Origin of the sequence: Burkholderia sp. S171, from assembly GCF_009766085.1 — a bacterium.
Taxonomy (GTDB): domain Bacteria; phylum Pseudomonadota; class Gammaproteobacteria; order Burkholderiales; family Burkholderiaceae; genus Caballeronia.
Genome location: NZ_LMUF01000030.1, coordinates 538,318 through 563,084, shown reverse-complemented (window position 1 = coordinate 563,084; position 24,767 = coordinate 538,318). Strand labels below are relative to the sequence as shown.

The window sequence follows — 24,767 nt, the reverse complement described above, 5'->3', positions numbered from 1 at the left end:
TCAGGACTCTCTAACGTCCCAATCCGGCAGAAGCTTTAGCGCAGATTGTAGAACGCCGATTTACCCGGATAACTCGCGATATCGCCGAGATCTTCTTCAATGCGCAGCAACTGGTTGTACTTCGAGACCCGGTCGCTACGCGACAACGAACCCGTCTTGATCTGACCAGCATTCAAACCAACCGCGATATCCGCAATCGTTGAATCTTCCGTTTCGCCCGAACGATGCGAGATGACCGCAGTGTAACCCGCGCGCTTCGCCATTTCGATGGCCGCAAAGGTTTCCGTCAGCGTACCGATCTGGTTGATCTTGATCAGGATCGAATTGGCGATGCCCTTGTCGATGCCTTCTTTCAGGATGCGCGTGTTTGTCACGAAGAGATCGTCGCCTACGAGCTGGATCTTCTTGCCGAGTTTGTCGGTGAGAATCTTCCAGCCGTCCCAGTCACTTTCGTGCATGCCGTCTTCGATCGATACGATCGGGAATTTATCGGCGAGCGTGGCGAGGTAATCGGTGAATTCCGCCGACGACAACTGCAACCCCTCACCCGCGAGCTGATATTTGCCGTCGTGGTAGAACTCGCTGGCTGCGCAGTCGAGAGCAAGCAGGACGTCTTCGCCCGCACGATAACCGGCTTTCTCGATCGCCTGGACAATGGTCGACAGGCATTCGTCGTTGCTGCCGAAGTTCGGTGCGAAACCGCCTTCGTCACCCACCGCCGTGCTCATGCCGCGGTCGCTCAGGATCTTCTTCAGCGCGTGGAACACTTCAGCGCCGCAACGCAATGCTTCGCGGAACGTCGGCTGGCTGACCGGGACAATCATGAATTCCTGGATGTCCAGGCTGTTGTTCGCGTGCGCGCCGCCGTTCACGATGTTCATCATGGGAACGGGCAATTGCATGGCGCCCGAGCCGCCGAAGTAGCGATACAGCGGCAAGCCGGCTTCTTCTGCTGCAGCCTTCGCGACAGCCATGGAAACAGCCAGCATGGCGTTCGCGCCCAGGCGCGACTTGTTGTCGGTGCCGTCGAGTTCCAGCAGGGTCTTGTCCAGAAACGCTTGTTCCGACGCATCGAGGCCCATGATGGCTTCGGAGATTTCGGTATTGATGTGTTCGACTGCCTTCAGCACGCCCTTGCCGCCGTAGCGGCCGGCTTCGCCGTCGCGCAATTCGATCGCTTCGCGCGATCCGGTGGAGGCGCCCGACGGCACCGCAGCGCGGCCCATCGTGCCCGACTCCAGCAAGACGTCACATTCGACGGTGGGATTGCCGCGCGAGTCCAGAATCTCGCGACCGATGATATCTACGATAGCACTCATGGTTTCCTCAAGAAATGACGGTGAATCAGGTCAGACAGCAGGTCGGTGTTTAACATCTCGCCAAGACGCGAGCGCTTGGCTTCAGAGGCCTTCTACGACCATCATGTTCAGTTCTGCTGCGCCCGTTCGCACGTGGCGCGCCGCTTCGTATTGAGCGGAGTGATTCCATTGTTTGGCCGTCTCGAAGTCCGCGAATGGCGTCAACGAATTCGAGTACGGCCGAGGCTGGGCGAATGGATACTTCAACCGCCGCTCCGTCCGCCGCGCACCAGAAACTTACCACCGTATGCGTCAATCGCGTGCATTGATAACGGTTGATATACGGAGTATTTATCGGGGTCAGTAGGGTTCGCGCTCATGAAGACGTCACTTATCGTCATGACACTCTCCCACCCGTGCATTGCAGATGTGGATGCTTAAACGAGCGCCTGAGCTTAATACGCCGGTGCCCGCAGCATCTTTAACTGAAATCGTTCTCGAGAAAAGGTCCGCGCTTCACGGCCCGATCCAGCGCGACGAGTGTCTCCAGCAGCGCTTCCATTCTGTGCAGCGGTACGGCATTCGGCCCGTCGGATTTCGCGTTCGCCGGATCCGGATGCGTCTCCATGAACACGCCCGCCACGCCTGCTGCTATCGCGGCACGTGCCAGCACCGGCACGAATTCGCGTTGTCCGCCGGAACTCGTGCCCTGCCCGCCCGGCAACTGGACGGAATGCGTGGCATCGAAGACGACGGGTGCATTGGTTTCCCGCATGATCGCGAGCGAGCGCATGTCGGAAACCAGATTGTTATAACCAAATGACACGCCGCGTTCGCACGCCATGAAACGGTCGTCGGACAAGCCGGCTTCGCGGGCAGCGTCGCGGGCTTTGTCGATCACGTTCTTCATGTCGTGCGGCGCGAGAAACTGGCCCTTCTTGATGTTGACCGGCTTTCCCGAACGCGCGCATGCGTGAATGAAGTCAGTCTGGCGGCACAGGAACGCGGGCGTTTGCAGCACGTCCACGACCGACGCAACCGCTTCAATTTCGTGCTCAGAATGGACGTCCGTGAGAACCGGCAGGCCGAGTTGCTTCTTCACTTCGCCGAGAATTCGCAGGCCTTCGTCCATCCCAAGACCGCGGAACGACTTGCCGGAACTGCGATTGGCTTTGTCGTACGACGATTTGTAGATGAACGGAACGCCCACTTTCGCGCAGATTTCCTTGAGGCGGCCGGCGACGTCGATAGTCATTTGCTCCGACTCAACCACGCACGTGCCCGCGATCAGGAAAAACGGCTGGTCGAGACCTACTTCGAAATCACACAGCTTCATGCTTGCGCTCCGACAGAAACCGCCACAGCCGGTGCGGGTGCATGTTCAGCAGCAGCGCCCGCCTGTCCGTTCGCCTTCAGCGCCAGATGATGCGCGCGGGCCGCTTCGACGAATTCCTTGAACAGCGGATGACCATCGCGCGGTGACGACGTGAATTCCGGGTGGAACTGCACGCCGACGAACCACGGGTGCATGGCTTCCGGCAACTCCATCATTTCCGGCAGATCTTCGCTCGGCGTGCGCGCGCTGATCACCAGCCCGCCCGCCTCGAGTTGCGGCACGAAGCGGTTGTTCACTTCATACCGATGCCGATGGCGCTCATTCACGTCCGTACCGTAGATGCGTGCGGCCATGGTGCCCGGTTTGATCGGACATTTCTGCGAACCCAGGCGCATCGTGCCGCCCAGATCCGACTCTTCCGTGCGCTTTTCAACGCGGCCTGCGCGGTCATACCATTCGGTAATGAGCGCAACAACCGGGTTGGTCGTCGACGAGTCGAATTCCGTGCTGTTCGCATCCGACAGACCGGCAACGTCGCGAGCGAATTCGATGACCGCCAGTTGCATGCCGAGGCAAATGCCCAGGTACGGCGTCTTCGATTCGCGTGCGTATTTGATCGCCTTGATCTTGCCTTCCGTTCCACGCGCACCGAAACCGCCCGGCACGAGCACGGCGTCGAGATGCTTCAGGCCGGCTACGCCGTCCGTTTCGATCTGCTCGGAATCGATGTACTCGATGTTGACCTTCGTCGACGTATGAATTGACGCGTGCTTGAGCGCCTCGATCAGCGACTTGTACGACTCGGTCAGTTCCACATACTTGCCGACCATGCCAATGGTGACTTCGTTCTGCGGGTTCTCTAGTTTCTTGACAAGTCCGGCCCACATGCTGAGGTCGGCGGGTTTCGCGGTGAGCTTGAGCTCTTCGCAAATGATGTTGTCGAGGCCCTGGTCGTGCAGCATCTGCGGAATCTTGTAGATGCTGTCCACGTCCCACACAGAAATGACCGCGTCTTCCGGCACATTGGAGAACAGCGAAATCTTCGCGCGTTCGTCGCCGGGAATCGGACGATCTGCGCGGCACAGAAGCACGTGCGGCGAGATACCGATTTCGCGCAGTTTCTGCACGCTATGCTGCGTGGGCTTGGTCTTGAGCTCACCCGCCGTCGCGATATACGGCACAAGCGTCAGGTGCACGAAACACGCGCTGTTGCGGCCAAGCCGCAGGCTCATCTGGCGCGCGGCTTCGAGGAATGGCAGCGATTCGATGTCGCCCACCGTCCCGCCAATTTCCACGATTGCTACGTCCGGTTCGCCGCACGTGGCCGCAGCCGCGCCGCGTTGCAGGAACGCCTGGATTTCGTTGGTGATATGCGGAATGACCTGAACCGTCTTGCCGAGATACTCGCCCCGGCGTTCCTTGCGGATCACCGACTCGTAGATCTGACCGGTCGTGAAGTTATTGGCCTTGCGCATCTTCGTGCTGATGAAGCGCTCGTAATGGCCTAAGTCGAGGTCCGTTTCCGCACCGTCTTCTGTCACGAACACTTCCCCGTGCTGAAACGGGCTCATCGTGCCGGGGTCGACGTTGATGTAGGGATCGAGCTTCAAGAGGGTGACTTTCAGACCGCGCGATTCGAGGATCGCTGCGAGGGAAGCGGCGGCAATACCCTTGCCGAGGGAAGACACTACGCCGCCGGTGACGAATACATATTTGGTCATCGCTAGGTGCTCGCGGGAAAAACGGATTATACCCGAAAGGCGACCCAGAACCCAGCGCGGCGGGGACCCGATTTAGCGTGAGCAGCGGGTTTCGATTGCGCGTTTATCAGCGGCCTGCAGGGGGTTTAATGGCGTCTCGCCGCGATACGCGCTACTGGCATGCGTTACTAATATGCGCTATACCCGCAGCCCGTTAAGCGTGCGCTGCAATGCGCGCGCTGTTTCCACCGGGTGTTCCATCGGGAACAGATGACTGCCCTCGATCCATTCGAAATGCCCGCCCACAATACGCCGCGTCATATCCAGCCCGACATGGCGAACTTCCTTCGAATGCGTCCCCGCAATGAATCCGACCGGCACCGGCGCGCCATGCGCAACCCGCGCACCCAATGTGCGCGGCAATGTCTTGTAGATGCGAAATTCCACCTCGCGATCGAAAGCGAGCTTGCGTTGGCGGTTGATGACGCCGGCCGCTTCATCGATACCCGGTTCGCCAGCCCTCTCCGCTGGAATCGCGAAATCGATGTAATCCGACAGCATCCGCTCGTCCCAGCGCGCGAACGCAGTTTTCGCGTGAAAGTGGCGCCATGCATCTTCGCGGGTCGGCCAGTGCGTGCGCCGATTTTTAGTGGCGGCGGCCGGCGAAAGCCGTGTGTCGAGCCCCGTCCATTGCGATAAACGCAGCACACTGCTGCGCCACCCCGCGATCACCGGCGAATCCAGCATCACGACGCCTTTCACCCATTGCGGCCGCTTGAGCGCTGCCATCAGCGAGAGATAACCGCCCAGCGAATGCCCGACCAGCCACACTTTCACGTCGGCTGGACGTCTGGCGTCGATGTCTTCGAGCAATTGATCCACCAGATGCGGCCAGTCGCGCGTCACGGGGAAATGCGGATCGTGACCAAACCGCTCGACGGCGCGAATCTCGTAGTCGTCGGCGAGTTCGGCGAAGATTGTCCGGTAAGTCGACGCAGGAAACCCGTTCGCGTGCGAAAAATGCAGGATGTCTTTCAAGCGCGGTGTCCTCTCTTTTACAACGTCTTATCTTTAACGTTCGCTTTTTCAACATTCGTTTTACCGTCCCATCCAGTAACGCGCGTGCGTCTGTCTGAAACGTTCGATGGACACGTCCGCCGACACTTCCATACGCGCCGCTCCGTCTTCGTCGCTGCGCGATAACTCGATATGACGCAAGCGATACCGCTCGAAAACTGTCGGATGCGGGTGGTTAAATCGGTTGCGGTAGCCTACCTGAAATACCGCGACACGCGGCCTCACGGCGTCGAGGAAAGGCTCGGTAGACGACGTCTTGCTGCCGTGATGCGGCACGATCAGCACGTCAGCCTGAAGCCAGCCGGGCTCACGTCGCCCGAGTTGCAACAACTGGCGCTCGACGTCGGCTTCAATGTCGGCGGCCAGCAGCGCCGAGCGCCCGGCCGCGCTGGTCACTTTCAGCACGCATGACGTCGCGTTCGGTTTGGCCGCAAGCGGGCCGGCCTGTGGCCACATCACGTCGAACACCACGCCGTCCCACTGCCAGCGCTGCCCCGCGACGCAGCGCAACAACGCACTGCCGTGATCCTGTGCCGTCTTCCACAATGGTTCGCGCGGCCGCAGCGACGCCACGAATTGCCGGACTCGAATGTTCTCGAGCACCGCGGGCGCGCCGCCGGAGTGATCGGAATCCGAGTGGCTGATCATCAGCGTATCGAGCGTGGAGAGACCATGGGCAAAAAGATATGGCACGACAAGCCGTTCACCCGCGTGCGTGGATTCGGGGCCCGGACCTGCATCGAAGAGCATGGCGTGATGCGTGGTTTCGATCACGATAGAAGACCCCTGGCCAATGTCGAGCGCCGTTACGCGAAACGTGCCGGCCGGAGGGGCTTGAGCGACAGGAAGCGCCAGTGGCAACCAGGTGAGCGGAGCGGCGAACCGGAGCGGCCAGCCGCGCGGAGCCAGCGCCCATATCACGCCAAACGCCGCTGCTGTCAGCGCAAAGCCGTCCGGCTGCGGCAAACGCCAGAGCGTCCATGCGGATCCCGACAGGTGGGCGAGCGCATCGAACATGGGGGTCAGCATGCTATGCGCCGCGCGGTAGGCGAAACCATCGAGCGGTGCGGGGAGCAAGACCGCCACCAGCACGGTCGGCGTAACGAGAAAGCTGATCCAGGGAATCGCGAACGCGTTGGCCAGCGGCCCCAGCAGTGGAATCTGGAAAAACCAGTACGCGGTAAGCGGCGCGAGTCCGAGCGTGATGGCGTACTGCACGCGCGCACTGGATCCGATCCCGCGGCCAATACGCCGTGCCGTAGGTCTAAGCCACGCCAGCGCGCGAACCTGGACTCGCCCGATCACATCCGCGAACCGGTCACGGATGTGGCGACGTGGCCGAACGCCGGGTTCATCGGCGGGATCTGCGTCTGCCTGAGCATCTGCCTGAGCATCTGCCTGAGGCACCGCGAACTCCTCCGCGAAGCCGACAGATGCCCGCCGTCCGCGCGATGCAATCGCGAACAGGATGGCCGCCACCGCACAGAACGACAACCAGAATCCCGCCGCCGTCACCGCCCATGGATCGGTAAGCAGGACAAGCCCCAGTGCCCACGCGAGAACGAGTGAAGACGCCGGCCGCCGCCCACTCAGCACCGCCAGCGCGACAAAACACAGCATCCACATCGATCGTTGCGCGGGGACGTTGAATCCGGCCAGCGCCGCATAAAAGGCCGCGAATACCGCCGCACCAGCTGCTGCCGCTTTTTGCGCCGATACGATCAGCGGCGCGGGCAATCCGCGCCAGCGCAAGCGTCGCCATAAGCCGCCGCTCAATAGCGCCGCGAGCCCCGCGACAAAGCCAATATGCAGCCCGGAAATCGCCACTAAATGACTCGTCCCGGTCGCCCGCAGCAAGGTCCAGTCAGCGTCGCTGACCACGTCTTGGGCACCCGTTGCCAGCGCCACGACAATTCCTCCATGCGGCGCGCCGTCGAGCGCCGCTAAAACCCGCTCGCGCAACCGCGCACGCCAACGATCGATCGTCAGCGCAAAGCCGTGCGCGTCCGTGGGCAAACGCCGCGCCGCGCCCGGCACGGAAACATAGCCGGTCGCGCGAATGTTTCGAGCGAGCAGCGCCACTTCAGCATCGCGGCCACGAAAATTGGCATTGCCATGCGGGCGCTTTAGTCGCGCAACCAGCGTCCACCGTTGACCGGCCCAAAGAGCCGGCGGCGGCGCGGCGGCGGGACCGCGTTTGGACGCATCCACCGCCATCCACGACAGTTGTACGACACGCGGAAAATTCGTCAACGCGGCATCGTTCGATTCGACTTCAAACAGGAACCGTGTGCCGTCCGCGCCTTGCATTGGCAGTCCGCGCACGAATCCGGTCAACTCGATGTTGCGGTTCTCGAACGCAACGGGCAAAGCGCGCTGCAATCGCATGTCTGCGCGCCAGGCGGCATAACCGAAACCAATAACAAGCGCAGCCGCAATCAGCGATGCCGTGCGAAATCGCGGGAAACAAACCGCGAGCGCGCAAGCAAGCCCGAGCAGGAACAAAAGTGCCCACAAAACAAGGGCGCCGGGCAACACGGCTTGCTGCTGCAAACACGCGATTCCCAGCGCAAAGCCGATCAAGATACCCCGCACGCCTGCTCCTCTAAAACTCGACGCGAACGCAGACGCATCGAAGGAAAGAACTGCCCTTCAATGCCTGCAATCGAACGAATACGAGGAACTGATTATGCGGAGATAAGGCCGAGCCGCGGCAGCGCGGCGTGCGCGTTAGCCGTTGTGCCTAAAGAAAGCGTCTCTTCGTCAATACCGCGCAACTCTGCAAGCACCCGCGCGATGCCAGCCACCTGATCCGGCGCATTGCGATGCTTGTAGAGCCATGAAGGCGCAATATCGGGCGCATCGGTTTCTAGCACGATCGCGTCCAGCGGCAACTCCGCGGCGAGACGTCGAATTTGTCGGGCGCGCTCGAAGGTCAGATTGCCGCCAAAACCCAGGCGCATGCCATGCGAGATAAATGCTTCGGCCTGCTGAAAACTGCCATTGAACGCATGCGCAATGCCGAGTTTGATGGAGAACACGCGCAGGCCCTTGAGCACTTTGTCCTGCGATTTGCGCACATGGCAGATCACCGGCAAATCGAACTCGCGTGCGAGCTTGAGTTGCTCGTAATAGAAGAAGGTTTGGCGCGCATCGTCGAGACCGGGTACAAAATAGTCCAGCCCGATCTCACCGATACCCACAAATCTCGGGTCCCCCATGCTCGTGGCAATCTGCTCGCGCAACACGCGCAGATCATCGTCCTGCGCGCGCGGCGTGAACAACGGATGAATGCCGAGCGCGTAAGCACCGCCTTCTATGCGATGCGCGAGATCACGCACGCGATCGAAATTCTGGCGCTCCACGCCCGGAATCACGATCCGCGCGACGCCCTCTTTCAATGCCGACGCCGCAACTGCATCGCGGTCGGCATCGAATTCGGATGCATCAAGGTGACAATGCGTGTCGATCCACATGCAACGCCTCCAGCATTTCAGCGATCATCCAGCGATCGTGCGGCAATTAAACAGGAACGACCGGCTCCTCGAACAACACGCCGTCACGCAAGCGCATGATACGGTCGCAGCGCGCGGCGAGATCGGGATCATGCGTGACGATCACGAAGCTCGTTTCGAACGTCTGCGACAACTCCAGCATCAAGTTGAACACCGTATCCGCTGTGGCGCCGTCGAGGTTGCCGGTCGGCTCATCGGCCAGCACGCATGCCGGGCGCGTGACCAGCGCGCGTGCAATCGCCACGCGCTGACGCTCGCCGCCCGACAATTCGCCCGGCCGATGTTTAGCCCGATGGCCAATCCCCACGCGATCGAGCACGGCCATGGCCTCCTTGCGCGCATCGGCTTCGTTCATGCGGCGAATGCGCAGCGGCATCGCAACGTTATCGAGCGCGGTAAATTCAGCCAGCAAATGATGGAACTGATACACGAAACCGAGCGCGCGATTACGCAGTTCGTTGCGTTCGCGTTCACGCAACGCGGTGAACGGTTTTCCCAGCAGTGAGACCTTGCCTGCGCTGGGTTCATCGAGACCGCCAAGCACGTGCAGCAGCGTGCTTTTACCCGAGCCGGATGCGCCGACGATCGCCAGTTTTTCGCCGCGCCGGACCTGCAATTCTGCGTTGTCGAGCACTTGCACGTTGAAGCCGCCCTGCACGAACGTCTTCGAAATCGCCGATGCCTCGAGCACGATGTTGCTGTTGTTATCACTCATAGCGCAGTGCCTCCGCCGGGCGAACCTTCGCGCCGCGCCAGCTCGGATAGAGCGTCGCGAGCGATGACAATACGAATGCGATAAGGCCGATCCGCGCGACGTCGGCGGGGACGAGTTCGGACGGCAATTCGCTGATGAAATACACCGATGGCGGCAGGAACTGCACGCCCAGCAGATGCTCGATCATGGGCACGAGCCACGGAATGCTCCACGCGATCAGGCACCCCAGCGTCACGCCAAGCGCCGTGCCGATAAAACCAATCGTCACCCCCTGGATCACGAAGATCTTCATGATCGATCCGGGTTGTGCGCCAAGCGTCCGCAGGATCGCGATGTCAGCTTGTTTGTCGGTCACGGTCATCACCAGCGACGACACCAGATTGAACGCCGCCACCGCAATAATCAGCGTCAAGATGATAAACATCATGCGCTTCTCGATCTGCACGGCCGAGAACCAGGTCTTGTTCTGCTGCGTCCAGTCGCGAATATAGAGATCGCCGGAGAGCGTTCGCGACAGTTGCCGCGCGACTTCCGGCGCACGCTGCATGTCCTTTAGCTTCAGGCGCACGCCCGTGGGCGCAGGCAGCCGGAACAGCGCCTGAGCATCGGCGATGGAAATCAGCGCCAGCGTGGAGTCGTATTCGTAGTGCCCCGACTCGAACACGCCAACCACCGTGAACTGCTTGAGCCGCGGCAACATGCCCGCCGGCGTGATCGTGCCTTCGGGCGCGACCAGCGTGATCTTGTCGCCTGTCGTCACGCCAAGATTGGTCGCCAGATCCGCGCCCAGCACAATGCCGAAGCTGCCCGGCACGAGATCAGTGAGCTTGCCGCCCCGCATCTCCTTGCCGATATCCGACACTTCGGGTTCCAGCGACGGCTCAACGCCCCGCAAGGCCACGCCGCTGACGGCGCCTTGACGGGTCAGTAGCGCCTGGGCGTCAACGTAAGGCGCCGCGCCGATCACTTCCGGATTCTTGCGCGCTTCCTGCGCAGTCAGTTGCCAGTTGGGCATGGACCCGGTCGGCGAGAATACTTCGACGTGTGCGAGCACGGACAACATGCGGTCGCGGACCTCTTTCTGGAACCCGTTCATTACCGAGAGCACCACGATCAGCGCCGCGACGCCAAGGGCGATACCCGCCATTGATACCAGCGCGATAAACGAGATGAAACCGTTGCCGGTGGTGCGTTTGCCGGCGCGGGTATAGCGCCAGCCGATCTGCCATTCGTAGGGAAGTTTCAAGCGATTCCTTTTCAGCGTTCTAACGTTCTTCGATGTTCTTCGATCTTTACATCGCGCATTCGGCGCACGGCTGAAATCTTGCGCCTTGCGCCATTTTCCAGCCTGATCCTGTCTATCCAGGGGTGGCAATAAGAACGCCTTTTCAATCCTTATTGCATTGATCTGGCGCGAGCCGGACATACCAATCCGTCTGCGATCAAACGCGAAGTTTGCCACACAATCCTTAGCCGCTCCTTTAGGCGGGATGGCGCGACGGAGGGAAAAACGATGGCTCAAGCCGCCATGCTGGCCATTCGGACGATTTCGCACGCCCACGCCGCAGTTCATACTTGCCTGGCTCTTCCACACGGCAATACGCCTTCAAAAATCCGGCCTCTGCCGCGGCGACGGACCATCGTCGTAACTATTGACGTATTACGCTAAACGTAATACGATGAACATAATGATACTGACGTTCCGATGTAAGGACACGCAAGCGCTTTACGAGGGCGGAACGCCGAAACGGTTTGGTGCAATCGCCGATGTCGCCATCAGAAGGCTCACGGCACTGGACGCCGCGGTGGAAATACGTGACCTGAAGTCGCCGCCCGGCAACCGGCTCGAATCCCTTTCCGGCGACCGGCGCGGTCAGCTCAGCGTTCGCATAAACGGCCAGTGGCGCATTTGTTTCAAATGGACGACGAAGGGTCCCGTCGACGTCGAAATCATCGACTATCACTGAATAGGGAAGCACATGTCCAAGAATGGCATGCGTCCGGTTCATCCGGGCGAGGTGTTGCGGGAAGACTATCTGGTCCCGCTCGAAATGAGCGTAAACGCGCTGGCACTGGCGTTGAATGTGCCCGCTACGCGTTTACATGAAATCGTGAAGGAACGGCGCGGTATCACGGCCGACACCGCGTATCGCCTTGCGCGCTACTTCGACTCAACACCCGAGTTCTGGCTGAATCTCCAGGCCATGTATGACCTGAAAACATTGCCGACGCGCAGTGAAATAGATCGCAAGGTTGAGCCCCGTGAGGTGTCGCGCGCGTGATGGGTCAAAGCCAGGGCAGTGAGGGGAAACGTGCTGCGCCATGACTCCGGATTTCACCCACAGGCGTTCGCACTTGAGTCGGCGAACCGGTTCGCAAGCGCTGAAACCCGCGCCGGCGTGCAACACGCGCACCTTCACCATGACCGCCCAGTCTCAGCTTTGATGCGGTCCAAGGCCCACTTTTCGTGCCCGGCAACTATCCACGCATGACTTAATAGTTGTCACCCATAGGTAACGTACCGCACACGAGGCAAACGGCAAGCACCCGGAAAACGCCGGGGCCTTTGCCCTACAATGCGCAGCATCATGCCGACGCCCAAGCTCCCAGACCTTCAGCTTCTCTTACCGTTCGCGCTGCCATCGGCTGCGGATGCCGCCACCGCGCTGCACAAGCTGGACCGCCCTGCGCTCGACCGGTTGCTCGCCCGCGCGACGCTCGATGAGCGCGTGATCGGCGAGGATTTCCAGCGCACGCTGCCGCACGAACGTTGGATCGCACGGCAGTTCGGCGTGGTGAACGATGCGCCCGGGCAAGCCGCCGACGAAGCGCCGCTCGCGCCCTATATGTTGCTCGCCGACGGCGGAACGCCCGGCGACACCATCTGGGCATGCGTCGAACCGGTGCACGTGCGGATCGCGCGTGATCATCTAGTGCTGATCGATCCGGCGACGCTGGGCATGGACGATCAAGAAGGCCGCACCTTATTCGATGTCGTCAAGCCGCTGATAGAAGACCTCGGACTGACCATTGAGGCGCCGCAACCGGCACGCTGGTATGTCGCCGGGCCGAGTCTCGGCACCCTGGCGGGCGCGTCGCCGTTGCGAGCGAGCGGGCGCAATATCGAGATCTGGTTGCCGCATGAAGCGGGCACTGGCGAACGCTCGCGTGCGTGGATGAAGCTGCAGAACGAAGTTCAGATGGCGTGGTTCGAACACCCGCTCAACGAAGCACGCGAAGCGCGTGGCCTGCCCGCAATCAACTCCATCTGGCTGCACGCGCAAGGCGCGCTTCGCAGCGTGACGAGCCCGTTCGCGCAGGTAACGTCGAACGCGCCGGCCACGCGCGGCCTTGCGCTCGCCGCGAATATCGTGCCGCAAGCGCCGCCGGAATCTTTCGCCGCTTTCATGGCTTCAAAAATGACCAGCGAAGGCCGCGCGCTTGTCGAACTCGATCCGTTTTCCGCGCCGTTCATCGAGCAGGATTGGCCTCGCTGGAACGACGCGCTCGGCACGCTGGAGCGCGACTGGTTCGCGCCCGCCCTCGCCGCACTCGAAAATGGCACGCTCGGTACGTTGCGCCTCACGTTGTGCAGCGACACCGGCTCCGTGTCGCTGACCGTCACGCGCGGCGCGTTGCGCAAATTCTGGCGGCGGCGTCCGATCGCGGCGCTGCTTATCGAATAACTGACGCGAATAAATGAAACGAATCATCACCGGCCTGTCCGCATGACCCGAATCGTCACCCGCGCGCCCTCTCCCGCCGACGCCGCCGTCCTCGTGCGGCATGGCGTTCATCCTGTTATTGCGCGTCTATATGCATCGCGTGGCGTGTGTTCACCGGAAGAGATCGAGACCGAACTCAAGAAATTGCACGCGCCCGTCGGACTCAAAGGTTGCGATGAAGCCGCCGCCGTTCTCGCCGATGCGCTCGCGGCGAAACGCCGCATGCTGGTCGTCGCCGACTACGATTGCGACGGCGCGACCGCGTGCGCCGTTGCCGTGCGCGGCTTGCGGATGTTTGGCGCGCAGATCGATTACCTGGTGCCGAACCGGTTCGAATACGGCTATGGCCTGACGCCCGAAATTGTCGCGCTGGCCGCGAGCCGCGCGGGCGGGAAGCCGGATCTGCTGATTACCGTCGATAACGGCATTGCTAGCGTGGATGGCGTCGAGGCCGCGAATGCGTTGGGTATCGACGTGCTGGTGACCGATCACCATCTACCCGGCGATGACCTTCCGCCCGCGCGCGCAATCGTCAATCCGAACCAGCCTGGCTGTACGTTTGAGAGCAAGTGCATCGCGGGAGTGGGGGTCATTTTCTACGTGCTGCTGGCCTTACGGGCGGAGTTGCGTCGCCGGAATGCGTTCACGACTGACGCGCCCGAACCGCGTCTGGACGGCCTGCTCGATCTGGTTGCGCTCGGCACGGTCGCGGACGTCGTGAAGCTCGATCCGAACAACCGGATCCTCGTCGCGCAGGGCTTGAAGCGGATTCGCGCGGGACGGATGCAACCGGGCATCGCGGCGCTGTTTCGCGCGGCGGCGCGCGACGCTCGTGTCGCTTCCGGATTCGATCTCGGTTTTGCGCTCGGGCCGCGGCTGAATGCGGCGGGACGGTTATCGGATATGTCGCTCGGAATTGAATGCCTGATCACCGATGACATCGGCCGCGCATGGGAATTGGCGCAACAACTGGATTCGATTAATCGCGAACGGCGGGAAATCGAGGCCGGGATGCAGGAACAGGCGCTCGAAGAACTCGCGAGTATTGATCCGGCGGATTCCGCCACGTTGACGCTATTTAATCCGGCGTGGCATCAGGGCGTGATCGGGATTGTCGCGGGGCGGCTGAAGGAGAAGTTTCATCGGCCGTCGTTCACATTTGCTCATGCCGATGAGAGCGGGGTTCTATCGAAGGGATCGGGACGCTCGATTCCGGGATTCCATCTGCGCGATGCCGTCGATCTGATTTCAAAGCGCGAGCCCGGGATGATCGTGAAATTCGGCGGCCATGCAATGGCGGCGGGAATGACGATTGTTACCGCCGATATTCCGCGGTTCACGGCGGCGTTCGAAGCCGTTGGACGCGAGTGGTTGACGTCGGATGCCTTGTCACGGGTGGTGGAAACCGACGGCGAGCTCGAGGACGCTTATTTCACGCCGCAGTTTGTTGAATTGATCGATGGCGCGGTGTGGGGGCAAGGCTTTCCGGCGCCGGTGTTTTCCGGGGAGTTTGAAGTGGCGTCCCAGGCGCTGGTCAAGGACAAGCATTTGAAGCTCCAATTGCGGCGCGGGCAGCAACGGTTCAACGCCATCTGGTTTAATCACACGGAAACCCTGCCCACTCGCACCGTCGTGGCGTATCGGCTGGTTTCCGATACCTGGAATGGGGTCGCGCGGGTACAAATGATTGTTGAGCATGCAGTTGGGTGAAGAGACGCCGGACTGGTCAGGGCGCTCACCCTTATCCACGCGCCAATACCCGCCTCTCGCTAAGCTATAATTTCCCTCTTAGCCAAAAAACCTGAAAACGATCAAATGGAAGCGGAACGTCTAAACGCAATCGAGAACCTCCTCGCCGACCTGCGCCGTCGCGCTGGCGAGCTCCGGGGGTATCTTTGACTACGACGACAAGGCCTTGCGTCTTGAAGAAGTCAATCGGGTACTAGAAGACCCGAACGTCTGGAACGACTCGAAAAACGCCCAAGCCCTGGGACGCGAGAAAAAGCTGCTGGACAACGTCGTCACGACCATCACGGACCTCGATAACGATCTGCGCGACACGCAAGATCTCTTCGACATGGCCCGCGAAGAAAACGACGAAGACACGCTCGTCGCATGCGAAGCGGACACGGCAGCGCTAGAAAAACGCGTTGAAGACATGGAATTCCGCCGGATGTTCTCGAACCCGGCCGATCCAAACAACTGCTTCATCGATATCCAGGCCGGCGCCGGCGGCACGGAAGCGTGCGACTGGGCGGCAATGCTGATGCGCCAGTACCTGCGGTACTGCGAGCGTAAAGGGTTCAAGACCGAAGTCCTGGAAGAATCCGATGGTGACGTTGCCGGTATCAAGAGCGCGACCATCAAGGTCGAAGGCGAATACGCCTACGGTTTTCTGCGCACGGAAACGGGCGTTCACCGCCTCGTGCGCAAATCGCCCTTCGACTCATCAGGCGGACGCCATACGTCGTTTTCATCGATCTTCGTGTATCCGGAAGTCGACGATTCCATCGAAATCGATATCAATCCGGCTGACATTCGCACCGACACATATCGCGCATCCGGCGCCGGCGGCCAGCACATCAACAAGACTGATTCGGCCGTGCGCCTGACTCACGCGCCCACGGGAATCGTCGTGCAGTGCCAGAACGACCGCTCGCAACACCGTAACCGCGCCGAAGCCATGCAGATGCTGAAAGCGAAACTGTACGAGTTCGAGATGCGCAAGCGCCAGGTTGAGAAAGACAATCTGGAAAACAGCAAGACCGACGTGGGCTGGGGTCACCAGATTCGCTCGTACGTGCTGGATAACAGCCGCATCAAGGATTTGCGCACGAACGTGGAAATCAGCAACACGAAAGCCGTGCTGGACGGCGACCTTGACGACTTCATCGGCGCAAGTCTTAAACAGGGCGTATAGGTAACAGGCGAGCAGACCGCGAGCAAACGGCGCGGGGTTGGCGGGGCATTGGTCAAACAAGCCGCGCCAACCGCTCCTCTCTCCTTCGTCTGCAGCAATCCATTGCAGTAACGATTTGCAGCAATATAGCGGCGACACATCGCAGCGTTGCCTCGCTAATATTTGCGACCATCCGTGTGGCCTGTGTTTTAGTGCTGTGTTTCAACGTTGAAGTAATCGTGATCGTTGATGCATCGAAACGCAGACAGCTAAACGCAGCATCAGGCCCACGGCCAAGCCGCATTCATCGCACTCAAAGCCAAACACATCATGACCGAACCGACTCAGCCGGGCGCAGCTCCCGAACTGGAAGAAAACCAGATCCTCGCCGAGCGTCGCGACAAACTGCGTGCGCTGCGTGAGCAGGGAATCGCGTTTCCGAACGATTTCCGGCCGACGCACCAAGCCGCCGCGCTGCAATCCAACTACGCCGATAAAGACAAAGAAGCGCTCGAAGCCGAGCCGCTGCAAGTCGCGGTCGCGGGCCGGATGATGTTGAAACGCGTGATGGGCAAGGCGAGTTTTGCGACGGTGCAAGACGGCAGCGGCCAGATCCAGTTCTTCATCACGCCCGCCGACGTCGGCCAGGAAGTCTACGACGCGTTCAAGAAGTGGGACCTGGGCGACATCATCGCGACGAAGGGCGTCCTGTTCCGCACGAACAAGGGCGAATTGTCGGTGCGATGCACGGAACTGCGCCTGCTGACCAAAGCGCTGCGCCCTCTTCCCGATAAATTCCACGGCCTCGCCGATCAGGAAATGCGCTATCGCCAGCGTTATGTCGACCTGATCGTGACGCCGGAAACGCGCCAGACGTTTATTGCCCGCACGAAGGCGTTCGCGTCGATTCGCAGTTTCATGGCGAAGGCGGATTTCATGGAAGTGGAAACGCCGATGCTGCACCCGATTCCCGGTGGCGCCGCCGCGAAGCCGTTCGTCACGCATCACAACGCGCTCGACATGCAGATGTTCCTGCGCATTGCGCCCGAACTGTATTTGAAGCGGCTGGTGGTCGGCGGCTTCGAGCGCGTGTTCGAAATTAACCGCAATTTCCGGAACGAAGGGGTGTCGCCGCGACACAACCCCGAGTTCACGATGATGGAGTTTTACGCCGCATACACGGACTACACTTGGATGATGGACTTCACCGAAGCGCTAATCCGTCAAGCGGCTGTCGATGCGCGTGGTAACGCGAACATTGTGTATCAGGGGCGTGAACTGGATTTGTCGAAGCCGTTCCATCGGTTGACGATCTGCGAAGCGATCCAGAAATACGCGCCGCAATACACGAACGAACAACTCGCCGATATCGCGTTCCTGCGCACCGAGTTGAAGAAGTTCGGCGTCGATGCATCGCAGCCGCAGTTCTTGAACGCGGGAGTGGGCTCGCTGCAGCTCGCGTTGTTCGAAGAAACGGCCGAATCGCAATTGTGGGAGCCGACGTTTATTGTCGACTATCCGCTCGAAGTCTCGCCGTTGGCGCGGGCATCCGATACGGCTCCGGGTATCACGGAACGCTTCGAGTTGTTCATCGTGGGCCGCGAAATCGCAAACGGCTTCTCGGAGTTGAACGATCCGGAAGATCAGGCCGCGCGGTTCCAGGCACAAGTCGATCAAAAGGATGCCGGCGACGAAGAAGCCATGTTCTACGACGCAGACTACATTCGCGCACTGGAACATGGCATGCCGCCGACAGGGGGTTGCGGGATTGGTATCGACCGGCTGGTCATGCTGCTGACCGATAGCCCGAGCATCCGCGACGTCATTCTCTTCCCGCATCTGCGTCGCGAAGACTGACTCGCGCACTATCGGGATAGTTTGTAAAAAAGGCGCTTCGGCGCCTTTTTTGTGTTCTGAAGAACGGTTCATTTTGTAACTTTCGGTAAAAGCCGCTGCCCAAGGCTACCGCTCGACGCGGCTCTAATCTGGAAAACCCTTGTAAAACAAGGCTAGTGAGTACGGGTTCAACCCGGTGCGTTTCTTGCCTCTGATGGATGCCTGAAAACGTTACAAATTGACAAACCTTACGCTGCAGATTGTTCGACACTGCTTCTGTGAGCAAGCAGTGTCACACCCGGTAACGCCACACTCTGCCTTGAGACGGAGGTCCAAAAATGGATAACAGCAACATGACCACATCGAATTCACCGAACCCTGGCGCGCCGCGCGAGCGGAAGATTCATCCGCTGGTGGCAACTGCCGCTGGCGCGGTGATCATTGCAAGCCTTGCTGCCACGGCAGCGGTCACGGGATTGTTCCCGAAAGCGTCGAGCACCTCGTCGACCACCGATCAAACCCAAGCCGCACAGGTCGCTACCCAACCGGCCGAGCCCACTGCCGCTCAGCAACAACAGGCACAGCAGGCACAACAAGACCAGCTTGCTCAACAGCAAGCTCAGCAGCGCGCGGCGGCCCTGGCAGCTCAGCAACAGCAGCAACAGCAGCAACAGCCGGCCCCTCAGGTGGCGCAGCAACAACCTGTACAACAACCCAACTACGCACAGCAGCAGCCCGCTCAACCGGCCTACTGCTCGACTTGCGGCACGGTGGAAGCAATCTCATCCGTACGGCATGAAGGCCAGGGAACCGGCATTGGTGCGGTGGGCGGCGCGGTCGCAGGCGGTCTTATCGGAAATCAGTTCGGACGCGGAGGCGGCCGAACTGGCATGACGATCCTCGGCGCGCTCGGCGGTGGCCTGGGCGGCAATGCGGTCGAAAAACATCTGCGCAGCGAAACCGATTATTCGGTACGTGTGCGGATGGAAAGCGGCAAGACGCGTTACTTCACGTATCGCCAGCCGCCGCCGTTCAGCCAAGGGCAACGCGTGCGGATAGAAAACGGCACGCTGGCCGCGGGCTGATCTGTAGGCTGACTCGTTGGCACGCGACGTCGCCTCGGCTTAACGAACGAAGCCATGAAAGCAAAACGGCGATTCCAGAAGGAATCGCCGTTTTGCTTTGTCCGCAGCGTTTTAGCTCAAGAAAACCAGCCGGATTTAATAGTCCGCGTCTTCAATCCACGCCGCCTGGATCGCTTCGAGAATCTTCTCGTTGGAGCGCTCAGGGTCGTCGTCGAACCCCGGCAGCTCCGTCACCCAGCGATGCAAATCCGTAAATCGCACGAATTGCGGATCGACGTTCTGATGCGCGTCGGTCAGTGCCATCGCGATATCCTGCGTGTCTGTCCACTTCATGGCGAGCGCTCCTGTCTCGTGGTCGCTGATTTAAGTTCAGTGATTCTCTTTGGCGTGATTGATGGTGTAGCGCGGGAGCTCGACAACCAGATCCTCGTCAACCGGCGCCATCGCCTGACATGATAACCGCGACGTCGGCTCAAGTCCCCAGGCCTTGTCGAGCAAATCGTCCTCGTCTTCCTCCGACGGCACAAGCGCGTTGAAACCCTCACGAATGATCACGTGACACGTCGTGCACGCGCACGATTTTTCACACGCATGTTCAATCTCGATGCCGTTGTCCAACAGGTTGTCGCAAATGCTCTTCGACGTATCCGCGTCGATCACCGCGCCATCAGGACACAATTCCACGTGGGGTAATACTACGATCTGGGGCATGAATTTCTTTCCGTTCTTTGTTTCTTTGTACGTGAGAGGCTCGGCGATTAGTCGGACTCGATCAGACTTCGTCGAGCCTGCGGCCGGCTAGCGCACGGCGAATGCTCTTGTTCATGCGGCGCGCAGCGAATTCATCGGTGGCGGCGGCAAGTTCCTTCGTCGCCGTTTCGATGGCATCGACGCTATCGCCGCCCGTGACCGCCGCGAGCTTGACGATCAGCGCGTCAATGTTGACTCGCTCCGCGTCGTCCAGCAGTTCGCCGTCCACGCCAAGCGCCGCCTGCGATGCTTCCACCAGACGTTGCGCGTCGACCTGAGCCTCGCGCAACGCGCGGGCGCGCATGTCGACTTCGGCGGTCGTGAAGCTTTCTTCCAGCATGCGCGCGACGTCGTCATCGGCGAGGCCGTAGGATGGCTTCACCACTACCGACGCCTCTACGCCCGACAATTGCTCACGCGCGAACACGGACAACAACCCGTCCGCGTCCACCTGATACGTCACGCGAATGCGCGCAGCGCCGGCGGCCATCGCGGGAATGCCGCGCAACTCGAAGCGTGCGAGCGAACGGCAGTCCGAGACCAGCTCGCGCTCGCCTTGCACGACGTGGATTGCCATCGCTGTCTGGCCGTCTTTGAAGGTGGTGAAATCCTGCGCGCGCGCGACCGGAATGGTCGAGTTGCGCGGGATGATCTTCTCGGTCAATCCGCCCATGGTCTCAACACCGAGCGACAGCGGAATGACATCGAGCAGCAGCCAGTCATCGCCTTCACCGCGACGATTTCCCGCCAGCAAATCCGCCTGGATGGCGGCGCCGAGCGCCACGACCTGATCCGGGTCGAGATTGGTCAACGGCGGCTGGCCGAAGTAGGTTTCCACCGCGCGACGGATCACCGGCATGCGGGTAGCACCGCCAACGAGCACTACACCCTTGATCTCGGCGGGCGCCACTTTGGCGTCGCGCAAGGCTTTGCGCGTGGGGGTCAAGGTGCGGGCGACCAGCGCTTCAGTCAGCGTGGCGAAATCGCTTTCGGTGACCGTGAAATCGATTTGCTTGCCATCGGACAACGTGGCCTGAATGGTGGCCTCGGATGTATCCGACAGCGCTTCCTTAGCCGTTCGCACGCGGTCCAGCAGCAGACGCACGTCTTCAGGCGTTGCAGGCGTTACCTTGGATTTCACCAGCACGTGCCGATACAACACCGCATCGAAATCGTCGCCGCCGAGCGCTGAATCGCCGCCCGCCGCGAGCACTTCGAACACGCCTTTGGTGAGCTTGAGAATCGATAGATCGAAGGTGCCACCGCCCAGGTCATATACGGCGTACAAGCCTTCCGATGCATTGTCCAGCCCGTACGCAATCGCCGCGGCGGTCGGTTCGTTCAGCAAGCGCAGCACGTTCAAGCCGGCGAGTTTCGCGGCGTCTTTCGTAGCTTGCCGCTGGGCTTCATCGAAGTACGCGGGCACCGTGATCACTGCGCCGACCAGCTCGTCGGCCAGCGTATCTTCCGCGCGATATCGCAGCGTCGCCAAAATTTCCGCCGATACTTCCACCGGACTTTTGATGCCATCGACGGTACGAATCTGCACCATGCCCGGCGCATCGACGAAATCGTACGGCGCGTTTTCCGCCCCTTCCACTTCGCTTTTGCCGCGGCCCATGAAGCGCTTCACCGACACAATGGTATTGCGCGGATCGAGCGCCGCTTCTTCCTTCGCCACGCGACCGATACGCCGCCCGCCCTTCTCCAGATACCGGACCACCGACGGCAGCAGGTAATGGCCGTCTTCGTCGGGCAGCACTTCAGCCACGCTGTTGCGCACGGCGGCAACCAGCGAATTGGTCGTACCAAGGTCGATGCCCACAGCTACCCGCCGCTGATGCGGCGCCGGAGCCATGCCGGGTTCTGAAATTTGCAGTAAAGCCATCGTTGATCTATTGGGGGTTGGTGTCGTCTGGTTTTGTCTGGAACACGGAACTGGTCAAACTCAGTCGAGCTTCTCGATCTGCACGCCGATCTCGCTCGCCACGCGTTCAATAAACATCAGCTGGCGCACGGCTTCGCTCGCTGCCTGGTCCGAGTGGCTGTCAATCAGCGCCGCCAGTTTCTCGAAGCGGATGCGTTCCTGATCGCGCAACTCACGGAGCAAGTCTTCGAGTGCGCCGAGGTTTTTAGCGTCCGCCGCGTCCTCTATGTTTTCGCGCCATTCCATTTGCTGCATCAGGAAGGCCGGTTCCATCGCGGTGTTGTTCTCTGCATCGGCATGCACGCCGCGCAGCGACAACATGTAGGTCGCCCGTTTCAGCGGATCGCGCAGCGTCTGATACGCCTCGTTGGCGCGCGTGGCCCACTGCATGGCGACGCGTTTTTGCGCATCGCCAGCGGCCGCAAAACGATCGGGATGAACCTGTGCCTGCACCGTCCGGTACGCGTCATCGAGCGTTTTTGCATCGATGGCATAAGTCGGCGGGAGGTCGAACAGATCGAAGTGACTGTCGTTGAGCGTTGCCATAGTGAACTTGAGCGGAAGCAGAAATGAGAGAAACTTCTAAACCCGCGGCACTAAAGAAAAAGGCGGCACGCGCCGCCTCTTTGCTGTTCTTGCGCCGCGCTATACGCGAAACGATTCGCCGCAACCGCACTCGTCTTTCACGTTTGGGTTGTTGAACTTGAACCCTTCATTCAGCCCTTCGCGCGCGAAATCCAGTTCCGTGCCGTCGATATAAGCAAGGCTCTTCGGATCGACAATGATCTTCACGCCGGACGACTCGAACACCTTGTCTTCCGGCGCGAGTTCGTCCACATACTCGAGCTTGTAAGCGAGGCCCGAGCAGCCGGTTGTGCGCACGCCGACGCGCAGGCCAACGCCCTTGCCGCGCCGAACCAGGTACTTCTGCACGTGTTGTGCTGCTTTGTCCGTCAACGTGATTGCCATAGTCTCTCATCAGCAGCCGCTCGTCCGGAGTCAATCGCTTCTCCGACCGCTACGCTGCAGCCTTGCTTTGAATCGAAAACCAGAGCGCCTGAAGAAGTCAACTGATCAGCTAACTGCTCGACCAACTCATTATCCAAGCGCCCTTCCCGAAACTTGATTGCCGCTTATCTACCGCTTAAGCCGCGTGCTGCTTCGCTTCAACCGGAGCAGCTTCTGCCGTGCTCGCGCCATGACGTTGCTTGTAATCGGCAACGGCAGCCTTGATTGCGTCTTCGGCCAGGATCGAACAGTGGATCTTCACCGGCGGCAGCGCCAGTTCTTCAGCGATATGCGTGTTCTTGATGCTCAGCGCCTGATCCAGCGTCTTGCCCTTCACCCACTCGGTCACGAGCGAGCTGGAAGCAATAGCCGAACCGCAGCCATACGTCTTGAACTTCGCATCTTCGATCACACCATCCGCGCCCACGCGGATCTGCAGCTTCATCACGTCGCCGCATGCCGGCGCACCGACCATGCCGGTGCCGACGGTGTCATCGTCTTTACCGAACGAGCCGACGTTGCGCGGGTTTTCGTAGTGGTCCAGAACCTTGTCGCTATAAGCCATGATCAAACTCCTTGAATTCGTATGCGTGTGCGTTCGCGTGTGTGTTCTAACGTGAGCGCAAATGAGCCGCCATCAAAGCGGCCAGCCAGGCGCTTAATGCGCAGCCCACTGGATCGACGAAATGTCGATACCGTCCTTATGCATTTCCCAAAGCGGCGACAGATCGCGCAATTTCTGAATCTTGCCCTTGAGCAAGTTGATCACGTAATCGACGTCCTGCTCGGTCGTGAAACGGCCGACCGTAAAACGGATCGAGCTGTGCGCGAGTTCGTCGTTGCGGCCAAGCGCCCGCAGCACATAAGACGGTTCCAGCGAGGCCGACGTACATGCCGAACCAGACGATACCGCCACGTCCTTCACCGCCATGATCAGCGATTCGCCTTCAACAAAGTTGAAGCTGATGTTGAGGTTATGCGGCACACGGGTGTCCATGTCGCCGTTCACATACACCTCTTCCATCTCCTTCAAGCCGTTCAGCAAACGGTCGCGCAACATGCGCACGCGCTCGTTTTCCGTTGCCATTTCTTCACGGGCGATCCGGAACGCCTCGCCCATGCCGACGATCTGATGCGTGGCCAGCGTGCCCGAACGCATGCCGCGCTCATGACCGCCGCCGTGCATTTGCGCTTCAATGCGGATACGCGGCTTGCGACGCACGAACAACGCGCCGATACCCTTCGGGCCGTACGTCTTGTGCGCCGAAAACGACATCAAATCGACCTTCTGTTTTTGCAGATCGATCTCGATCTTGCCGGTCGCTTGCGCTGCATCGACGTGGAATATGATGCCCTTGGCACGCGTGATCTCACCGATCGCAGCCACGTCCTGGATCACGCCGATCTCGTTGTTCACGCTCATCACGGAAACCAGGATGGTGTCCGGACGGATGGCTGCCTGAAGCTTGTCCAGGTCGAGCAAACCGTCGTCCTTCACATCGAGGTACGTGACTTCAAAACCTTCGCGTTCGAGTTCACGGCAGGTATCGAGCACAGCCTTGTGCTCGGTCTTCACCGTAATGATGTGCTTGCCCTTGCTCTTATAAAAATGCGCCGCGCCCTTGATGGCGAGGTTGTCCGATTCGGTGGCGCCCGACGTCCAGATGATCTCGCGCGGGTCGCAATTGACCAGCTTCGCAACGTTCTCGCGCGCTTCCTCGACCGCCCGCTCCGCATCCCAGCCGTATTGGTGACTACGCGATGCCGGATTGCCAAACTGCTCGCGCAGATACGGAATCATCTTGTCCACCACGCGCGGATCAACCGGGGTCGTCGCGCTGTAGTCCATGTAAATGGGCAGATGGGGAATGTCGTTGTTCATCAGTTGCTCCGGGG

General features: G+C 60.3%; 24 protein-coding genes. 7 read left to right on the top strand and 17 right to left on the bottom strand.

Annotated features, from left to right (window positions below; translation table 11 throughout):
- Positions 1-35: 35 nt before the first annotated feature.
- The 10 genes from eno to GSQ93_RS16305 all read right to left on the bottom strand — a co-directional run bounded on the left by eno (position 36) and on the right by GSQ93_RS16305 (position 10,887).
- Entirely contained in the window at positions 36-1,319 is a 1,284-nt protein-coding gene (gene eno, locus GSQ93_RS16350) for a phosphopyruvate hydratase (RefSeq protein WP_031363913.1), read from the bottom strand.
- Between the two features lie 81 nt (positions 1,320-1,400).
- Positions 1,401-1,565, bottom strand: a complete 165-nt coding sequence (locus GSQ93_RS16345) for a DUF1330 domain-containing protein (protein ID WP_158936685.1) — start codon at positions 1,563-1,565, stop codon at positions 1,401-1,403.
- Complete coding sequence (locus tag GSQ93_RS38680; protein WP_367889760.1) at positions 1,562-1,678, bottom strand: DUF1330 domain-containing protein; 117 nt, start codon at positions 1,676-1,678, stop codon at positions 1,562-1,564. Before GSQ93_RS38680 ends, GSQ93_RS16345 begins: the two co-directional genes overlap by 4 nt.
- A 101-nt stretch (positions 1,679-1,779) precedes the next feature.
- Complete coding sequence (gene kdsA, locus GSQ93_RS16335; RefSeq protein WP_158936683.1) at positions 1,780-2,634, bottom strand: 3-deoxy-8-phosphooctulonate synthase; 855 nt, start codon at positions 2,632-2,634, stop codon at positions 1,780-1,782.
- On the bottom strand, positions 2,631-4,355 hold the full coding sequence (locus tag GSQ93_RS16330) for a CTP synthase (RefSeq protein ID WP_158936682.1): 1,725 nt from the start codon (positions 4,353-4,355) through the stop codon (positions 2,631-2,633). Before GSQ93_RS16330 ends, kdsA begins: the two co-directional genes overlap by 4 nt.
- Positions 4,356-4,532: 177 nt before the next feature.
- Positions 4,533-5,372: an alpha/beta fold hydrolase gene (locus GSQ93_RS16325; protein ID WP_158936681.1), complete on the bottom strand. Its 840-nt coding sequence runs from the start codon at positions 5,370-5,372 to the stop codon at positions 4,533-4,535.
- 60 nt (positions 5,373-5,432) lie between these two features.
- On the bottom strand, positions 5,433-8,006 hold the full coding sequence (locus GSQ93_RS16320) for a DNA internalization-related competence protein ComEC/Rec2 (protein WP_158936680.1): 2,574 nt from the start codon (positions 8,004-8,006) through the stop codon (positions 5,433-5,435).
- A 92-nt stretch (positions 8,007-8,098) separates the two neighbouring features.
- A complete protein-coding gene (locus GSQ93_RS16315; RefSeq protein ID WP_158936679.1) occupies positions 8,099-8,887 on the bottom strand; it encodes a TatD family hydrolase in 789 nt (262 codons plus the stop codon).
- Between the two features lie 46 nt (positions 8,888-8,933).
- Positions 8,934-9,641, bottom strand: a complete 708-nt coding sequence (gene lolD, locus GSQ93_RS16310; RefSeq protein WP_158936678.1) for a lipoprotein-releasing ABC transporter ATP-binding protein LolD — start codon at positions 9,639-9,641, stop codon at positions 8,934-8,936.
- Positions 9,634-10,887 (bottom strand): lipoprotein-releasing ABC transporter permease subunit, encoded by a 1,254-nt coding sequence (locus GSQ93_RS16305; protein WP_158936677.1) that lies wholly within the window; start codon positions 10,885-10,887, stop codon positions 9,634-9,636. The genes lolD and GSQ93_RS16305 overlap by 8 nt, the downstream gene beginning before the upstream one ends.
- 433 nt (positions 10,888-11,320) lie before the next feature.
- Here GSQ93_RS16305 and GSQ93_RS16300 point away from each other — a divergent pair, with 433 nt between their 5' ends.
- The 7 genes from GSQ93_RS16300 (at position 11,321) to GSQ93_RS16270 (ending at position 19,186) form a co-directional block, all read left to right on the top strand.
- The gene (locus tag GSQ93_RS16300; RefSeq protein ID WP_158936676.1) at positions 11,321-11,608 is read left to right on the top strand and encodes a type II toxin-antitoxin system RelE/ParE family toxin; all 288 of its coding nucleotides are present in this window, start codon (positions 11,321-11,323) and stop codon (positions 11,606-11,608) included.
- A 12-nt stretch (positions 11,609-11,620) separates the two neighbouring features.
- Positions 11,621-11,923 carry a HigA family addiction module antitoxin gene (locus tag GSQ93_RS16295; RefSeq protein WP_158936675.1) on the top strand — a complete coding sequence of 101 codons (303 nt, stop codon included), beginning with the start codon at positions 11,621-11,623 and terminating at the stop codon, positions 11,921-11,923.
- Between the two features lie 294 nt (positions 11,924-12,217).
- Positions 12,218-13,327 (top strand): regulator, encoded by a 1,110-nt coding sequence (locus GSQ93_RS16290; RefSeq protein ID WP_158936674.1) that lies wholly within the window; start codon positions 12,218-12,220, stop codon positions 13,325-13,327.
- Between the two features lie 42 nt (positions 13,328-13,369).
- Positions 13,370-15,076: a single-stranded-DNA-specific exonuclease RecJ gene (gene recJ / locus GSQ93_RS16285; protein WP_158936673.1), complete on the top strand. Its 1,707-nt coding sequence runs from the start codon at positions 13,370-13,372 to the stop codon at positions 15,074-15,076.
- A gap of 105 nt (positions 15,077-15,181) precedes the next feature.
- Positions 15,182-16,286, top strand: a protein-coding gene (gene prfB, locus GSQ93_RS16280; RefSeq protein ID WP_158936672.1) for a peptide chain release factor 2 whose coding sequence is annotated in 2 segments (ribosomal slippage) — positions 15,182-15,262 and positions 15,264-16,286 — 1,104 coding nt in all. Because the reading frame shifts where the segments join, the coding sequence is not laid out codon by codon here.
- 309 nt (positions 16,287-16,595) lie between these two features.
- Entirely contained in the window at positions 16,596-18,122 is a 1,527-nt protein-coding gene (gene lysS, locus GSQ93_RS16275; protein ID WP_158936671.1) for a lysine--tRNA ligase, read from the top strand.
- A gap of 317 nt (positions 18,123-18,439) precedes the next feature.
- Positions 18,440-19,186 carry a glycine zipper 2TM domain-containing protein gene (locus GSQ93_RS16270; protein WP_158936670.1) on the top strand — a complete coding sequence of 249 codons (747 nt, stop codon included), beginning with the start codon at positions 18,440-18,442 and terminating at the stop codon, positions 19,184-19,186.
- 135 nt (positions 19,187-19,321) lie between these two features.
- Here GSQ93_RS16270 and iscX read toward each other — a convergent pair whose 3' ends face one another.
- The 7 genes from iscX to GSQ93_RS16235 form a co-directional block, all read right to left on the bottom strand.
- Positions 19,322-19,519 carry a Fe-S cluster assembly protein IscX gene (gene iscX / locus GSQ93_RS16265; RefSeq protein ID WP_031363898.1) on the bottom strand — a complete coding sequence of 66 codons (198 nt, stop codon included), beginning with the start codon at positions 19,517-19,519 and terminating at the stop codon, positions 19,322-19,324.
- Positions 19,520-19,555: 36 nt separating this feature from the next.
- Positions 19,556-19,897 carry an ISC system 2Fe-2S type ferredoxin gene (fdx, locus tag GSQ93_RS16260; RefSeq protein ID WP_158936669.1) on the bottom strand — a complete coding sequence of 114 codons (342 nt, stop codon included), beginning with the start codon at positions 19,895-19,897 and terminating at the stop codon, positions 19,556-19,558.
- A gap of 61 nt (positions 19,898-19,958) precedes the next feature.
- A complete protein-coding gene (hscA, locus tag GSQ93_RS16255) occupies positions 19,959-21,824 on the bottom strand; it encodes a Fe-S protein assembly chaperone HscA (RefSeq protein ID WP_158936668.1) in 1,866 nt (621 codons plus the stop codon).
- A gap of 60 nt (positions 21,825-21,884) precedes the next feature.
- On the bottom strand, positions 21,885-22,409 hold the full coding sequence (hscB, locus tag GSQ93_RS16250; protein WP_158936667.1) for a Fe-S protein assembly co-chaperone HscB: 525 nt from the start codon (positions 22,407-22,409) through the stop codon (positions 21,885-21,887).
- A 99-nt stretch (positions 22,410-22,508) separates the two neighbouring features.
- The gene (gene iscA, locus GSQ93_RS16245; protein ID WP_158936666.1) at positions 22,509-22,832 is read right to left on the bottom strand and encodes an iron-sulfur cluster assembly protein IscA; all 324 of its coding nucleotides are present in this window, start codon (positions 22,830-22,832) and stop codon (positions 22,509-22,511) included.
- 175 nt (positions 22,833-23,007) lie between these two features.
- Positions 23,008-23,436 (bottom strand): Fe-S cluster assembly scaffold IscU, encoded by a 429-nt coding sequence (gene iscU, locus GSQ93_RS16240; RefSeq protein WP_158936665.1) that lies wholly within the window; start codon positions 23,434-23,436, stop codon positions 23,008-23,010.
- 93 nt (positions 23,437-23,529) lie between these two features.
- Positions 23,530-24,753, bottom strand: coding sequence for an IscS subfamily cysteine desulfurase (locus tag GSQ93_RS16235; protein ID WP_158936664.1), 1,224 nt, complete (start codon positions 24,751-24,753; stop codon positions 23,530-23,532).
- Positions 24,754-24,767 lie beyond the last annotated feature (14 nt).

Coding starts and splice junctions, on each gene's coding strand:
- GSQ93_RS16290 (WP_158936674.1), top strand. CDS start 12,218: ATGCGCAGCATCATGCCGACGCCCAAGCTCCCAGACCTTCAGCTTCTC.
- iscU (WP_158936665.1), bottom strand. CDS start 23,436: ATGGCTTATAGCGACAAGGTTCTGGACCACTACGAAAACCCGCGCAAC.
- GSQ93_RS16330 (WP_158936682.1), bottom strand. CDS start 4,355: ATGACCAAATATGTATTCGTCACCGGCGGCGTAGTGTCTTCCCTCGGC.
- iscX (WP_031363898.1), bottom strand. CDS start 19,519: ATGAAGTGGACAGACACGCAGGATATCGCGATGGCACTGACCGACGCG.
- kdsA (WP_158936683.1), bottom strand. CDS start 2,634: ATGAAGCTGTGTGATTTCGAAGTAGGTCTCGACCAGCCGTTTTTCCTG.
- GSQ93_RS16300 (WP_158936676.1), top strand. CDS start 11,321: ATGAACATAATGATACTGACGTTCCGATGTAAGGACACGCAAGCGCTT.
- fdx (WP_158936669.1), bottom strand. CDS start 19,897: ATGCCCCAGATCGTAGTATTACCCCACGTGGAATTGTGTCCTGATGGC.
- hscA (WP_158936668.1), bottom strand. CDS start 21,824: ATGGCTTTACTGCAAATTTCAGAACCCGGCATGGCTCCGGCGCCGCAT.
- GSQ93_RS16270 (WP_158936670.1), top strand. CDS start 18,440: ATGGATAACAGCAACATGACCACATCGAATTCACCGAACCCTGGCGCG.
- eno (WP_031363913.1), bottom strand. CDS start 1,319: ATGAGTGCTATCGTAGATATCATCGGTCGCGAGATTCTGGACTCGCGC.
- GSQ93_RS16295 (WP_158936675.1), top strand. CDS start 11,621: ATGTCCAAGAATGGCATGCGTCCGGTTCATCCGGGCGAGGTGTTGCGG.
- GSQ93_RS38680 (WP_367889760.1), bottom strand. CDS start 1,678: ATGAGCGCGAACCCTACTGACCCCGATAAATACTCCGTATATCAACCG.
- GSQ93_RS16315 (WP_158936679.1), bottom strand. CDS start 8,887: ATGTGGATCGACACGCATTGTCACCTTGATGCATCCGAATTCGATGCC.
- lysS (WP_158936671.1), top strand. CDS start 16,596: ATGACCGAACCGACTCAGCCGGGCGCAGCTCCCGAACTGGAAGAAAAC.
- GSQ93_RS16235 (WP_158936664.1), bottom strand. CDS start 24,753: ATGAACAACGACATTCCCCATCTGCCCATTTACATGGACTACAGCGCG.
- iscA (WP_158936666.1), bottom strand. CDS start 22,832: ATGGCAATCACGTTGACGGACAAAGCAGCACAACACGTGCAGAAGTAC.
- lolD (WP_158936678.1), bottom strand. CDS start 9,641: ATGAGTGATAACAACAGCAACATCGTGCTCGAGGCATCGGCGATTTCG.
- hscB (WP_158936667.1), bottom strand. CDS start 22,409: ATGGCAACGCTCAACGACAGTCACTTCGATCTGTTCGACCTCCCGCCG.
- recJ (WP_158936673.1), top strand. CDS start 13,370: ATGACCCGAATCGTCACCCGCGCGCCCTCTCCCGCCGACGCCGCCGTC.